The sequence below is a fragment of the Desulfovibrio gilichinskyi genome (genome assembly GCF_900177375.1).
Classification (GTDB): Bacteria; Desulfobacterota; Desulfovibrionia; order Desulfovibrionales; family Desulfovibrionaceae; genus Maridesulfovibrio; species Maridesulfovibrio gilichinskyi.
In genome coordinates, this window is record NZ_FWZU01000004.1 from 310,391 (window position 1) to 325,410 (window position 15,020).

Genomic DNA, 15,020 nt, shown 5'->3' on the forward strand with positions numbered 1-15,020 from the left:
GATACTCTATTGCAATTTAAAGATAAATAAGACTGTCCGATATGATTTAGGATTCTAATTCGGTTGTGCCGAGTTTTATCCGATTAATTTTATTTCGACGAGAGGTGATTTCAACTTCCAGACGAAGTTTATCTCTCTGACTTTCAAAGATTTCTTGAGCAAAATAAATTCCTTTAGCAGGATCTTCGCCCTTGAGAAGTTCCTGAATTCTATCTTTGCAAGCTTCAAGTTCTTTTTTAAAGGACTCAATAGCCTCTTCGATTTCAGGAATACTAATCAATTTTGATTCTTCTTCTGTTTGATTTTGCGTCATCATTGCGATCTTTAACCTCAGGGTCTTTCAGCCCGTCTATTTCCGGGAGACTGTTGTACAGAGTCCAGTAACGAGGCCATAATTCGGTGATGTCGCCCGGGTTCAGCAGGGAAAGTCCGGGACGAATCCAAGCCATCAGTCCAAGTGCTATTCCGAAATAAGGAGTCGGTGCATTCCATGCATCTTCCCACTGTAATCTGCCGGGGGTTATTTGAACTCCGTTTTCAGTGCGGGCGTATTGGAGTCCCAACCGTTCGAGCAGCTCAATTCCCTGTTCAAATAAGGCGGTATCGTTAATTCCCTGAAGCGAACATTCTGTTCCGGAGTTTACAGCCAGTGCAATTCCGATTGGGAAAAGTTTTGAAGCCTGTCCGAAGTCAATATTGACTGACTGTGGTTGATCACCCTTGGTCGAACTGATTTCTGTGTCGGAAACTTTCACAACCAAACCGCCTAAAGTAAGAGCCTTAAGAGCATCTTTTGCTTTAGGGGAAGTCTTCGGCCATGTTCCTTTGATTGTTACATTTCCGCCTGCGAAAGCAGGGATTGAAAGTAGAGCTGCACTCAGTTCCGGGTCCAAAGCAATGCTTGGCTGTTCTGGGAATGAAAATGTCTTGGTCGGATGAACAGTACATGATGTATCAGTCAGATCCGCTTTGATTCCGCAAGCGTTCAGAACATCAACCGCATCGCGAATTTCTGAAATTCCAGACCAGTCTTTTTCAAAGTTAAGTGTCAGTCCTTTAGGGTATGTCCAAGCTGCAAGGGTTAGTGCCGCTGCAAATTTAGGAGGAGTATCCTCGGTAACTGTGAGAGAAGATACCAAGTTTCCGCCGCATTCAAGTCTGGCCGGCAATCCGTGACTCTGAAGATCAAGAGTATTGAGGCGGGCACCAAGAGGAGCCAGCAACGCGGTCAATGGTCTTGAGTCGTACTGCTTGAGAATTGTTCCACCAGCTATTTTGAACTTGCCCGGAGATTTCAGCCCGAATGCAAGTACTAAAAACATGGTCATTTCATCATCACCGGCAAAAACCAGTTTATCCTCAAAGGATACACCGTCTTCGGAAGCGCGTGATTCAATGGTGTCATTTTCCCATGATATATGCGCACCAGCCTGATTGAAAGCTTTTGCCAGCTCTGTCAGTTGATCATTAACAGATAGAGGGGACATTTTAGCATCGGCGGAGCACATTGCTGCAAGAGCAATCCATAGCTGAGACTGGAAAAGTGAACATGGTCCGTCAATAACAACCTTTACAGGTCTTCTCGGTGGTGAAAGTGCGTAAGAAGGCAGATTGCGGTTTTCAGGTTTGGCAACGCACGTATATGCAAGAGCATTGAGCTGTTCAAAAACTCTGCGGGCAGCTTTGATATTAAATTTTTTATCTGTAGCTTCTGTGGTCCATGTTTCAAAGATACGTCTTTCCATGTCCGGGTCGCCAAGAGGTAAACCTTTCAATCTTCTTTTAGCTGCAGCTTTACCCATAAGGTTATTTCTGCGTGAAATCAGTGAAATTAGGCGTTCGTCCAGATCTTTAATTTCTTGAAGCAGGGAAGGTCTGCGCGGTGAGTCGTCACCTTGGCTATCGAATTTTTTGTAATTGGGCATTTTTTGTTCCTGATGTGTGATATAGGGAAGAACGCCTTTCTAGCCTGAAATCCGCCGATGAGCAAGCCCCAAAGGGGGGACAATATATACTGATTATATCCAGTTGTAAAAAACTAAAAAAAAGGGAGGAAGCGGTGACCGCCTCCTCCCTATAAAAGCAAGTAGTGGTACTACTTTAATTACATTGCGTCGCCGGAAGCTGCGCCCTGCATTTTGACTTCAACCTTTTCGGTGAGGCCTTCATAGTAAGCACGGAGAATGACGAGAACTTCTTCACGACCGAAATGGTCAGCGACTTCAGCACCGTCAGAAAGAGCTTTACGGAGTTTAGTTCCGGAAAGGATAACGCGATCTTCTTTAGTATGAGGACAAGTACGCAGAGATGCCATACCGTCACATTTGTAGCAGTAGAAGGTCCAGTCAATTTTCATTGGCTGACAAAGAAGAGCTTTACCTGGTTCTGGACAAGCTTCTTTAGCGTAAGGAATTTTGTCGAAGATTTCCTGAGCTTCAAATAAGCCGTAGAAGTCACCAACACCAGCGTGGTCACGACCGATCAACATTCTGTTAACACCGTAGTTCTGACGGAAAGTTGCGTGGAGCAGACCTTCACGAGGACCGGCATAACGCATATCAAGAGGGTAACCAGCTTGAATTACGTTGTCTTTAACAAAGTATTTTTCAACGAGAGTATCGATAGCTTTAACACGAACGTCAGCAGGAATATCTCCTGGTTTCAGGTTACCGATCAAAGAGTGGATCAAGCAACCGTCGCAGACTTCAATAGAAATCTTAGCGAGGAATTCGTGTGAACGATGCATTGGGTTACGAAGCTGAAGTGCGGAAACAGTGGACCAGCCTTTTTCTTCAAAAGCAGCACGAGTTTCAGCAGGACGGAGGTAAACACCTTTGTACTGTACAGGATATTCGCCTTCGGAAAGAACTTTAACAGGACCAGCAATGTTGAATTTCTTCTGAGCCATAACCATCTTAACACCAGGATGGTCTTCAAGAGCGATTTTCCAGAAAACGTCATCAGCAGATTCTTCGCCTTCACCTTTGAATACTTTTTCGCATTCCCATTTCTTATCTTCTTCAGTCATTTCATAGACTTCTTCGATTTTCATGGTAGCGTATACTTCGCCTTTACGGACGAGAGCAATTTCTTCGCCGACTTTAACGTTTTCGTCTACATCAAGTGTTACTGGAACTGGCCAGAATGTACCGTCTGCCATCAGAAAATTTTCACAAACGCCTTTCCAGTCAGCTTTTTTCATAAAGCCGTTAAGCGGGCTGAAACCACCACAACCCATCATGATAAGGTCACCCTTAGCACGTCCGGAAATTTCGATCTGTTTAAGACCAGCAGCTTTTTTCTGTTCTGCTGCGAGTTCTGCGCCTTCGAGAAGGCAGCATACGAGGCCTTTTCCACCGTGAGGGGCTACGAGCTTAGACATGTGTGTCTCCTTACTTGTAATTATTTTCAACACCTGGGCCTGTCCGCGGAACCGCGAGGAATATATCTCTGCCCCATATTTATTAGGGCTTGCTCTTCATATTATATAGAAGGCATGGTCCGCAGAACGAAATTTTACAACAAAGTATTATAAGAAAGCTTACTTCGAAGCAAAGATGCCTCGTTATTTGCTTATTCATAATTCCTAAATGGACTTATGAATCCTTTGTGAAAGAAATGTCAAGGGTAAAATGGAAAGAGGACTGATTTTTTCAGTAATAGGAGTCTTCAAGATAAGAGCAAAAGTAATTAAGGTGTATTAACTTGAGCAGTTATAGTAATATAAAGTGCATTTTAACCCAATGTGAAAATCATAACTCTATTCTTTCATGTTGTGAAGATTTAAAATTAAAAAGCTTGATTATTATTCAGACTTTAAAATAATAATCAAAAGTCACAAAAACGGCACTTTGTTTAGCTTTTATAAAGACTATTTTAAAATATAGTCTAGATAAGTTCTAGCAAAAATAAAAAGAATAATTCGTAATTACATACTGTTATATAAAAAAATAAATATGTTCAACAAACTTAAAAAAAGGCTTGCATTAAAAGGTGGGAATGAACTAAAAGCTCATGAAGATGGAAAATTCAAAGACGCCGTTAAGGCTTTTTATGGTTTTGCGTCCCCAGCTGCTCTAGCTAGATATTGTGTTTTTTCACAAATACAACGGTTCGTTGAAAAGAGCTTGTTCTAAATTTCACTTTCGTCTTGACACCTTTTGTCGGGCTTGGTAGTCAATTGACCACAGGCCTTGAATTTAAAGGCAAGAATATAAATGGTTAAGGATGTTGTCGGTGATTGATAACTTTAACTTTTAGGAGGACTAGGTATGCCGACCTTTGTCAATCCAGAAAAGTGTGATGGCTGCAAGGGTGGAGAAAAAACCGCCTGTATGTACATCTGCCCTAATGATCTCATGATATTGGACCCCGAAGAAATGCGGGCTTACAACCAGGAACCAGAAGCATGTTGGGAGTGTTACTCCTGCGTGAAAATTTGTCCTCAGGGCGCTATCGAAGCTCGTCCTTATGGCGACTTCGCTCCTATGGGCGGAACTTCTATCCCCATGCGCTCTGCTGAAGACATCATGTGGACTGTTAAATTCCGTAACGGAAATGTTAAGCGTTTCAAGTTTCCTATCCGTACTACTCCTGAAGGTTCAATCAAACCTTACGCAGGTAAGCCTGAACCATCTGATCTGGATAACGAACTTCTCTTTACCGAAACTGAACTTGCTAAACCGCAGGTTGTTTCCGGAACTAAGACTGAAGTTGGCGATGCAGGTAAGACTTTAGTAATAAAGGATCTGCTTTAATCATTAATTTGTTGTTATCAACATTTTTGATTAAATCTAAGAAATTTGTAACATACTAAGGAGGACACATGCCTCTGCTCCCTACTAAAGAAGCTGCAAAGGGCGTTGCACTTGCAGAACCAGAACTTATAGAAAAAGACGTAGATCTTCTTCTCGTCGGTGGTGGTATGGGTAACTGCGGTGTTGCTTACGAAGCATGCCGTTGGATCGAAAAAGTTGGTGGAAATCTTTCTATCATGCTTCTCGATAAAGCCGCTATGGAACGTTCCGGTGCTGTTGCACAGGGTCTTTCCGCTATCAACACATATCTTGGTGAAAACAATGCTGACGATTACGTCCGCATGGTTCGTACCGACCTCATGGGCATCGTCCGTGAAGACCTTATCTTTGACTTAGGTCGTCACGTTGATGATTCCGTCCATCTTTTTGAAGAGTGGGGCCTTCCTTGCTGGATCAAAAAAGATGGTAAAAACCTCGACGGTGCTCAGGCAAAGGCTGCTGGCCTCTCCCTGCGTAACGGCGATGCTTGCGTTCGTTCCGGACGTTGGCAGATGATGATCAACGGTGAATCCTACAAGTGTATCGTTGCTGAAGCAGCTAAAATGGCTCTCGGCGAAGATAACTATATGGAACGTATCTTCATCGTTAAAATGCTTCTCGACGCTAAACAGCCAAACCGCATCGCTGGTGCTGTTGGTTTCTCCACTCGTGAAAACAAAGTATACGTATTCAAATGCAACGCAGCTGTAGTAGCTTGCGGTGGTGCTGTTAACGTATACCGTCCTCGTTCCACTGGTGAAGGTATGGGTCGTGCATGGTATCCAGTATGGAACGCAGGTTCCACATACACCATGTGTGCTCAGGTTGGCGCTGAAATGACCATGATGGAAAACCGCTTCGTACCTGCTCGTTTTAAAGACGGTTACGGACCAGTTGGTGCATGGTTCCTGCTTTTCAAAGCTAAAGCAACTAACTACAAAGGTGAAGACTATTGCGAAACAAACCGCGCAATGCTCAAACCTTATGAAGATCGCGGATACGCTAAAGGACATGTTATTCCTACTTGTCTGCGTAACCACATGATGCTTCGCGAAATGCGCGAAGGTCGCGGTCCTATCTATATGGATACCGCTACTGCACTTCAGAACACTTTCAAAGATCTCAGTCCTGCTGAACAGAAACACCTCGAATCTGAAGCATGGGAAGATTTCCTTGACATGTGTGTTGGCCAGGCCAACCTCTGGGCTTCTATGAATATCGAACCAGAAAAATCCGGTTCCGAAATCATGCCTACTGAACCTTACCTCCTCGGTTCTCATTCCGGTTGCTGCGGTATCTGGGTTTCCGGACCAGACGAAGAATGGGTTCCTGAAGAATACAAAGTTAAAGCTGACAACGGTAAAGTATACAACCGTATGACAACTGTTAATGGCCTCTTCACCTGCGCTGACGGTGTTGGTGCTTCTGGTCATAAGTTCTCATCCGGTTCACATGCTGAAGGCCGTATTGTTGGTAAGCAGATGGTTCGTTGGTGTGTAGATCACAAAGATTTCAAACCAACTTTGAAAGAAAATATTAAAGACCTCGCTAAAGAATTGTACCAGCCTTGGTATACTTACGAAGCAGGTAAATCCATCTCTACTGACCCAGTGGTCAACCCTAACTACATCACCCCTAAAAACTTCATGATGCGCCTCGTAAAGTGCACCGATGAATACGGTGGTGGTTGTGGAACCATGTATGTTACTTCCGGTGCTCTTCTTGACACAGGTTTCAAACTTCTTGGAATGCTTGAAGAAGATAGCTTGAAATTGGCAGCACGTGACCTCCACGAATTGATGCGTTGTTGGGAACAGTTCCACAGACTGTGGACTGTACGCCTGCACATGCAGCACATCAGCTTCCGCGAAGAATCCCGTTATCCTGGATTCTACTACCGCGGAGACTTCATGGGTCTTGACGACTCAAACTGGAAATGCTTCGTAAACTCCAAATACGATGTAGAAAAAGGCGAAACCCTTATTTACAAAAAAGCATACCACCAGATCATTCCTGTTTAATATAGGCATGACACTACGCGGCTGCGAGCTTTACGGCTCGCAGCCGTTCTCATCTGGCGGACGCGCTGAAATGGTCTGAATCCGAATTGCGACCGAAAGCGGTCGGTGTCCGGATTTGGGCCATTTTATGGCTAAGGGCCTAAAAGAGTTCAGGAGGATAGAGAATGTCAAAAAGCATACTTGTCGTTGGTGGCGGGTTCAGCGGTATTACTGCTGCACTCGAAGCCGCTGAAGTAGGGCATGAAGTCTTCATCGTTGAGAAGGCACCATTCCTAGGTGGCCGAGTGATGCAGCTGAATAAGTATTTTCCGAAGCTGTGTCCCCCTTCCTGCGGTCTGGAGATCCAATTTCAGAGAATTAAAAAAAATAAGAACGTTAAGTTCTTTACCTTGGCTGAAGTAGAATCCATCAGTGGTTCTAAAGGTGATTTTGAAGTAAAAATCCGTATTAAGCCTAGGTATGTCGGTCCCGGTAGTGTTGAATTGTCCGAAGTCATCGCTAAACTTTCCAATAATGTTACTGATGAATTCGAATTCAAACTCTGTGATCGCAAAGCCCTTTACATGGATGTGCCTTTTGCGTTCCCCGCAAGATACGTTCTTGAAAAGGAAAACTGCACAGATGAAGACCTTAAACTTCTTGAAGGTGTCGCTGCTGTAGACCTTAAAGATGAAGAAAAGGTAATCACTCTCAATGTAGGTTCCATTGTATATGCGACCGGTTGGAAGCCTTATGATGTAACTAAACTTTCAAATCTCGGAGCAGGATCGGTTGCTAACTGCATTACTAATATGCAGATGGAACGTCTGGCAGCTCCAAGCGGTCCCACATGCGGCAAGATTGTCCGTCCTTCTGACGGTGCACAGCCGAAAAACATTGCGTTCGTACAGTGTGCGGGCTCACGCGATGAAAATCATCTCAATTACTGTTCATACATTTGCTGCATGGCTTCTTTGAAGCAGGCTGCATATGTTCGTGACCAGTACCCAGATGCAAAGGTCACGGTATATTATATCGACCTGCGTACTCCGGGACGTTACGATAAGTTTGCCAAGCGGATTCTTTCAGATGACAAGATCAATGCCGTTAAAGGTAAGGTCGCTGAAGTTATCGAAATTTCCGGTTCAGGCAATGTTCTCGTCACAGTTGAGGATGCTGAAACCGGTATTAAGGCACAGAATGAGCATGATCTCATCGTCCTTGCTACCGGAATGCAGCCTAGTCTCGCAGGAGTTCCGGTTCCCACCGGAGTTCAGGTTGATGATCAGGGCTTCATTGTTGGCGGAGAAGAACAAGGCATTTTCGCCGCCGGGTGCGCAAAGCAACCTCTGGATGTCATGAAGACAGCCCAGTCGGGTACAGCTGCCGCTCTGAAAGCGATTCAAACGGTGATAGGGAGGTAAGTCGACATGCCCGAAAAAATCGGAGTTTATTTCGACCAAGCAAGCATTTCCCCTTACCTTAACGCTGAAGAACTTGCAGAAGTAGTCCGTAAGGTCTGCGCAAGTGAATGTCCGGTGATCAAGTGTCACCCGAGACTTAACAGCGAGGAAGGCAGAAAGCTTATTCAGGAAGATATCGACGCTGGCAACGTTGATGCAGTATGTATCTGCGGCACAAGCCCTCGCGTAGATTGGGACATTTTCAACTTTGACAACGTCATGGTTGAACGTGTTAATCTGCGTGAACAGTGCATCAAGGTTTTCAGGAACCCTGACGGCACATTGCCTGATCCAAATGGTGAAGTACCTGAACTCCTCAAAATAATGGCTAATGAATATGTCAGAATGGGAATCACTAAACTTACCAAAGGTAAAACCTCTGAAAATCAGATTATAGGTTCTACTAAGGTCGTTATGGTTCTTGGTGGTGGTTTTACCGGTCTTACTGCAGCTCTTTACGCAGCAAAGACTAACCACGACGTTATTCTGGTTGAAAAGTCGGACACTCTCGGTGGTAAAGCCGCCGGAATGTACAAGACTTTCCCACTCGCATACCCAAACACCGAAGCTCATGAAACAGGAATTGAAGATCTGATTGCTGAAGTTGAATCAAACTCTAAAATCAAAGTTTTCAAATCTGCACAGCTCGAGACTCTTGAAGGTGCTCCCGGTGATTACACCGCCAGCGTTAAAGTTGGTTCCGGTAAAGAAGAAATGCCCGTTGGCGCAGTTGTTCTTGCTACTGGTTGGGTCCCTCAGGATACCAAGTATGTTGAGCCTATGGGTTACGGTTCTTCCAAAGTTGTTACCGCTGCTGAATTTGAGAAAATGGTCAAAACAGGAAAAATGGACGCATCGTCTGTTGCTTTTGTTCTTGATACCCGCCTCAGTGAAGCAAAGTTTGCAGCCGAAGAAGATGCATATGCAAACCGTTCTGAAGAGCAGATTGCATCTGATGATGCTGATGCTAAAGCCGCATCTGATGCAGCTAAAGCAGAAGGCGATGATGCAGAAGAAGAATTTGTTTATGAGGATATGGAATCCTATAAACATCTTCCTTACAGCTCAGAACTCAGCAGTTTGGTAGCTCTTAAGCAGGCTAACTACGTTCGTGAACTTAACGACGAAGGCATTGCATATATCATCTATGACCACATGATGGTTCCGGGTGTGAACGAGCGTTACTATCGTGCTGCCCAGGATGATCCAGGTATCATGCTGACCAAAGGAACTGTCACTTCCATTAAGGAAGAAGGCAATTTCATGGTTGTTTCTGCCAGCAACACTCTGCTTGGCGAAAATATCGAAATCCAGGCTGATCTGGTCGTTGTTCCTACCGGCATGGTTCCAACCACTGCTCACGATCCGACCATCAACCTTGTATATAGACAAGGACCTGCTTTCCCGGACCTTAAACAGTTCGCAGGATATGCAGATTCCAATTACATCTGTTTCCCTTATGAAACACGCCGTACCGGTATTTATGCCGCCGGGTGTGTTCGTCAGCCCATGTCAATGGGACTTGCAAGGGAAGATGCCGCCGGTGCTGTTCTTAAAGCGATTCAGTGTATTAACTCCGCCAATCACGGCGTAGCTGTTCACCCTCGCTCCGGAGACAACACTTATCCGGTTTTCAACTTCATGCGTTGCACACAGTGTAAACGTTGTACTGAAGAATGTCCTTTCGGTGCACTTGATGATGATGAAAAGGGAACACCAAAGCCGAATCCGTCACGCTGTCGCCGCTGTGGTACCTGTATGGGGGCCTGTCCTGAACGCGTAATCGGATTCGACAATTACAATATCGACATGATCGGTTCCATGATCAAACAGGTTAAAGTACCTGATGATATGGAAGTCGGCGGTCCTAGATTTATCGTGCTTGCCTGTGAAAACGATGCTTATCCGGCACTCGACATGGCAGCTATGCGCGGTAAAGGTTGGTCCCCCTACGTTCGTGTAATTCCTGTTCGCTGTCTCGGCTCTGTTAATACCATCTGGATTGCAGATGCTATGAGTAAGGGTATCGACGGAGTTCTGTTGCTCGGATGTAAGTACGGTGAAGATTATCAGTGCCATTTTGTGAAAGGTTCCGAACTGTGTAACCGCCGTATGGAAAACGTTGCTGACTCTCTTAAGAGACTTGGCGTCGAACCTGAGCGTGTTGTCCAGTCTGAACTCGCTATTGACGAATACGATAAGGTCTCCGACCTGATTGATACCTTCGTTAATGACATGATCAAGATCGGTCCTAACCCGTTCAAGGGCTACTAGGAGGTAGACGCGATATGGAAAAAGATGTTCGCATCAAACCGGATCTGCAGTTTATCAAAGAACTCCAGGAAGTCGGTGGAGACGCAGTCAAAAAGTGTTATCAGTGCGCAACTTGCTCTGTAGCATGTCCTTTGTCTCCTGCTGACAACCCTTATCCGCGTAAGGAAATGGTTTGGGCTCAGTGGGGCCTTAAAGATAAACTCGTTAATGACATCGATATATGGCTTTGTCACAACTGCGGAACATGTTCCGACCTGTGTCCTCGCGGCGCACGTCCTGCTGACATGCTCGCAGCTCTGCGTAACATGGCCTACCAGAAGATGGTAACTCCGTCCTGCTTCGGTAAGTGGATGAGCTCTCCAAAGCATCTGCCGAAACTGATAGCTATCCCAGCAGTTCTTTACATGGTGATTTGGTTCATCATGGCTGGTGTTCGCGGTTCCTTCTTCCCTCTTGAAGATGGCAAAATTGTCTACGGATATCTTTTCCCCGGCGATTTTACTATTGACCCGATCTTTATGATTGCTTTCGGTTTCATGGCTTGGACCTTCTACAGGGGAGTCAAAAATCTTATTGCTTCATTTAAGGATCAACCGAAGGTCTTTGCTGTTGGTGACAAATCTGAAAGACCCAGCCTCTTGGAATGCTTCGTGGATGTGTGCAGAAAAGAAATTCTGACTCACTCCAAATGGAAAGAATGCGGAGATACTGATGAAGCTGACGAACAGAAGTTTAATGGTCATAGACTCATTATGCTCGCTTTCGTCTGCCTGATGATCGTAACAGGCATAGTCGCTGTTGCTCATTGGGGAGGAAAGATCATACCTTTCCTTTCAGCTGTCGGTCACACTCCAATGCCGCTGTGGCACCCGGTTAAGATTCTTGCCAACATTGGTGCAGTACTACTTGTTTATTCATTATTACTGCTCACCAAACGTCGCTTGAATCAGGATGAATCCGCTCACGGTTCCAGTTATTATGACTGGTATCTGCTCGGACTTATCTGGACAATTGCAGGTACCGGCGTAATGAGTGAATTGCTCCGTCTTTTCGGAATCGCAATTCTCGCATACCCCGTATACTATGTGCATCTTGTCGCCGTGTTTATGATGTTTGTCTATCTGCCGTGGTCCAAACTTGGGCATCTGGTCTACAGGACTGCAGCTTTAACTTATGCAAGATACATCGGCCGTCTACCTATGCCGGTCCGTGAAGAAAAGACTTTTACTCTGTAATAGAGCAAGGAGGATTTAACCATGTCTGAAGCACGTAAAACTTTCCCTATGAGCACTTTTGTTGCTTATGTTAAAGGTGGCGAAAGCAACAACTCTGTTCAGGAACTTCTGTCTTACATGACACAGAAGGATATTAATGCTGAATTCGAACCTTTTGCAGCTGCGCTTGCAAAAGCTTGGATCTATGAACAGCATCCTGAACTTGCTAAAATGAAAACAGGTCAGGTCGCAGGACTTGGCGAAAATGTTTCTGTCGGAGCACTTCCAGGTGACGTAATGGTACAGGTTGACAGCATCTTCACTAAACTTGCTGATTACCATACTACTATTAATGCACAGGCTGATGCCATCAAAGATCTCGAAGTTAAACTTGCTGCAGCTGAAGGCAAACTCAGTGTTTCTGAGAAAGCTCTCGCTGAATACAAAGGCAAATGTGAAGCTTTCGAAGCATCCGGAAAAGGCGAAGGCGATAAAGTCATCGTTACTTCACAGGCAAAAGTTGAAGAGTACATCGGCAAAGTTGATGAACTCCTCGCTTTGATCGAAGATGTTAAAAAGAACGGTGTTGTAACTGTTGCTGCCGGAGCTCCTGCTGCCGGTGGTGCAGCTCCTGCTGCCGGAGAAACTAACGCTCCTGCAACCGGCGGTGCTCCTGAAGAGTCATTCGGTTTCGGTAGTGACCCATTTGGTGACTCCTCTTGGTAAGTCGAGTGACTTACTTTTAGCCGCTTTAGGTTAAAGTATTTGAAAGCCCTGTCCGCTTAAGCGGACAGGGTTTTTTTGTTTTTTAGATAAAAGAAAAATTGTCGATACTACATAAATACAAATTTGTACTATAAATTTACAATAATGCAGAAAAAAGCTGTAGATGTAAATTTAGTAAATACACAAAAAAAAAGGTTTTTATGCAGTTAAAAATCATTATTAACTAAAAAAATGCGCCCTAATGTTGTAAATGGGAATCAAAATGAAAACTGAACTTTTAACTATTATTGTATTTTGCAAAAATGTATATTTCAAATGATATTTGAAAGAAATCGATAAAGATGCTATATACTCTCTCAAGATAGTTGAATATAATTTATTAACTACGAATGTATATTTGATTAGCAGATCAACTTTGCTCCATGATATGTGACTATCAAGCATTATTTACAGTAAGTATTGTAGTGGTAATGTTTGATGGATCAATAGTTATGCGAACAATGAACCCTCAGAACGGTCTAGTACGGAACAATAGTCGTGTACATGCTTGATCTCGAGAATGATAAAGTGTATAGGGATAAGTAATATGGAAGAACTACATTTACACGACGTGAGCGTCCGCTTTGGTGGGCTGCAGGCTTTGTCAGAGGTGAACTTCTCTCTTATGCCGGGGGAAATCGTAGGTCTCATCGGGCCGAACGGCGCAGGTAAGACCACTGTGTTTAATGTTATTACCGGAGTATACAACGCTTCCGGCGGAGATGTTGTTTATGGTGGAGAAAGTCTTCGGGGATTAAAGCCATATCAAGTACTTGCGAAAGGAATAGCGCGCACTTTTCAGAATATTCGCCTTTTTCAGAATATGACGGCTCTGGAGAATGTTATGGTTGCCCAGCATTCACGCACAAATTGCGGAGTTCTTGGAGCGATTTTTCGTACTCCTGCACAAAAGCGCGAAGAGCAGAAAATCAAAACACGGGCAATGGATGAGTTGCGTTTTGCAGAACTGGAAAAGTTTGCAGATGAAGTCGCATCCAGTCTTCCTTACGGTCATCAAAGGCGACTTGAAATCGCACGGGCTTTAGCCTCTGATCCAAGCACTATCCTACTTGATGAACCGGCTGCAGGGCTCAATCCTGCTGAAAGTTCCGAGTTGATGGAAACCATCCGTAAAATATCTGCTAGAGGAATCAATGTGTTGATGGTGGAACATGATATGAAAGTTGTCATGGGAATCTGTCAGAAACTTGTTGTTCTTGATCACGGAGTGATGATTGCAAAAGGAAACCCTGAAGAAATTCAGAAAAATCCTGCTGTAATTGAGGCATATCTCGGTAATTAACCATATTTACTTTTGGGAGGCGCTTTTATGAAACGTTTATTTATGACAGTTTTGCTATCCGCAGCATTATTAATGCTCGGTTCCGGCATGGCTTTTGCGAAAACTTTAAAGGTTGGTACAATGGGACCTCTTACTGGTCCTTACGCCGCTGATGGTAATGACATCAAAAACGGCGTTTTAACTGCTGTTGAAGTTTTTAAAGCCAACGGTGGCATTCCCGGTTTTGATGATATCGAAGTCCTTCCTCAGGATACAGCATGTGAACCTCGTCAGGCTGTAGCAACAGCAAATAAACTGATCAATGAAGGCGCAAACGGTGTTGTCGGTTCTTATTGTTCCAGCGCAACTCTTCCCGCATCCGAAGTTCTTGATGAAGAAAGTATCATCATGATTACCCCTGCCTCCACTAATGAAAAAGTAACTTCCCGCGGTCTTCCATATATGTTCCGCATGTGCGGCCGTGATGATGATCAGGGAGCAATTGCTGTTAAATTCATGGTTGATAAGCTCAAAGCTAAATCTATATATATAGTAGATGATAAAACAGCATATTCACAGGGTCTTGCAGACGGCGTTGAAAAAATGAGTGCTGCTGCCGGAATTAAAGTTCTTGGACATGAACACGTTAATCAGGGCGATAAAGATTTCTCAGCGATTCTTACCAAAGTAAAGACAGACAAACCTGATGTTTTTTACATGAGCATGCAGAATTCAGCTACAGGTGCTTTGATGCTTATTCAGGCAAAGCGCATGGGGATTACTGCTGCAACTCTCGCACAGGATGCAGTTTATCATCCTCAGTTGATCGAAATTGCAAAAGAAGCTGCAGAAAATGTATATCTTACTTTCGGATTTATAGATGATAATGCTCCTGCATATAAAGAATTCTATTCTGCCTATCAGCCTAAGTTCGGTAGCCCTGGTGCTTATTCCGGCTATGCATATGACAGCGCGATGGCATATCTGAAAGCCGTTAAAGCTGCTGGTTCTGCCGATCCTGCAAAGGTTAAAGTTGAGCTTATGAAGCTTGATTATGATGGTGCAACAAAGCACATCAAGTTTAAAGATAACGGTGATTCCGGTTCAAACTACATCATTCGTACTGTTAAAGATGGAAAATTCCGTAATTATTGGAACCCTGCAACTGATGAACTGTACTAGAGTTTAAGCAATGAACGGCCCCTGCTCACTTGAGCGGGGGCCAT

At 44.3% G+C, this 15,020-nt stretch carries 11 protein-coding genes; 8 read left to right on the plus strand and 3 right to left on the minus strand.

What is annotated here, in order from left to right:
• Positions 1 to 46: 46 nt before the first annotated feature.
• The 3 genes from B9N78_RS12965 to sat all read right to left on the minus strand — a co-directional run bounded on the left by B9N78_RS12965 (position 47) and on the right by sat (position 3,382).
• The gene (locus tag B9N78_RS12965; RefSeq protein WP_245805552.1) at positions 47 to 280 is read right to left on the minus strand and encodes a hypothetical protein; all 234 of its coding nucleotides are present in this window, start codon (positions 278 to 280) and stop codon (positions 47 to 49) included.
• Positions 273 to 1,925 (minus strand): chorismate mutase, encoded by a 1,653-nt coding sequence (locus tag B9N78_RS12970; RefSeq protein ID WP_085102950.1) that lies wholly within the window; start codon positions 1,923 to 1,925, stop codon positions 273 to 275. The genes B9N78_RS12965 and B9N78_RS12970 overlap by 8 nt, the downstream gene beginning before the upstream one ends.
• Positions 1,926 to 2,104: 179 nt before the next feature.
• Positions 2,105 to 3,382 carry a sulfate adenylyltransferase gene (gene sat, locus B9N78_RS12975; RefSeq protein WP_085102952.1) on the minus strand — a complete coding sequence of 426 codons (1,278 nt, stop codon included), beginning with the start codon at positions 3,380 to 3,382 and terminating at the stop codon, positions 2,105 to 2,107.
• A gap of 889 nt (positions 3,383 to 4,271) precedes the next feature.
• Between sat and aprB the strand changes: the two genes are divergently transcribed.
• From aprB to B9N78_RS13020, 8 genes are all read left to right on the plus strand, one after another.
• Positions 4,272 to 4,757 carry an adenylyl-sulfate reductase subunit beta gene (aprB, locus tag B9N78_RS12985; RefSeq protein WP_085102955.1) on the plus strand — a complete coding sequence of 162 codons (486 nt, stop codon included), beginning with the start codon at positions 4,272 to 4,274 and terminating at the stop codon, positions 4,755 to 4,757.
• Positions 4,758 to 4,825: 68 nt separating this feature from the next.
• Positions 4,826 to 6,817 (plus strand): adenylyl-sulfate reductase subunit alpha, encoded by a 1,992-nt coding sequence (gene aprA / locus B9N78_RS12990; RefSeq protein WP_085102957.1) that lies wholly within the window; start codon positions 4,826 to 4,828, stop codon positions 6,815 to 6,817.
• Between the two features lie 164 nt (positions 6,818 to 6,981).
• Complete coding sequence (locus tag B9N78_RS12995) at positions 6,982 to 8,220, plus strand: CoB--CoM heterodisulfide reductase iron-sulfur subunit A family protein (protein WP_085102959.1); 1,239 nt, start codon at positions 6,982 to 6,984, stop codon at positions 8,218 to 8,220.
• Between the two features lie 6 nt (positions 8,221 to 8,226).
• Positions 8,227 to 10,533, plus strand: a complete 2,307-nt coding sequence (locus B9N78_RS13000; protein ID WP_085102961.1) for an FAD-dependent oxidoreductase — start codon at positions 8,227 to 8,229, stop codon at positions 10,531 to 10,533.
• A gap of 14 nt (positions 10,534 to 10,547) precedes the next feature.
• Positions 10,548 to 11,768 (plus strand): quinone-interacting membrane-bound oxidoreductase complex subunit QmoC, encoded by a 1,221-nt coding sequence (qmoC, locus tag B9N78_RS13005; RefSeq protein ID WP_085102963.1) that lies wholly within the window; start codon positions 10,548 to 10,550, stop codon positions 11,766 to 11,768.
• 21 nt (positions 11,769 to 11,789) lie between these two features.
• The gene (locus tag B9N78_RS13010) at positions 11,790 to 12,473 is read left to right on the plus strand and encodes a hypothetical protein (RefSeq protein WP_085102965.1); all 684 of its coding nucleotides are present in this window, start codon (positions 11,790 to 11,792) and stop codon (positions 12,471 to 12,473) included.
• A 586-nt stretch (positions 12,474 to 13,059) separates the two neighbouring features.
• The gene (locus tag B9N78_RS13015; RefSeq protein ID WP_085102967.1) at positions 13,060 to 13,815 is read left to right on the plus strand and encodes an ABC transporter ATP-binding protein; all 756 of its coding nucleotides are present in this window, start codon (positions 13,060 to 13,062) and stop codon (positions 13,813 to 13,815) included.
• Positions 13,816 to 13,842: 27 nt separating this feature from the next.
• Entirely contained in the window at positions 13,843 to 14,976 is a 1,134-nt protein-coding gene (locus tag B9N78_RS13020; RefSeq protein WP_085102969.1) for a branched-chain amino acid ABC transporter substrate-binding protein, read from the plus strand.
• The last annotated feature ends 44 nt before the right edge of the window (positions 14,977 to 15,020 follow it).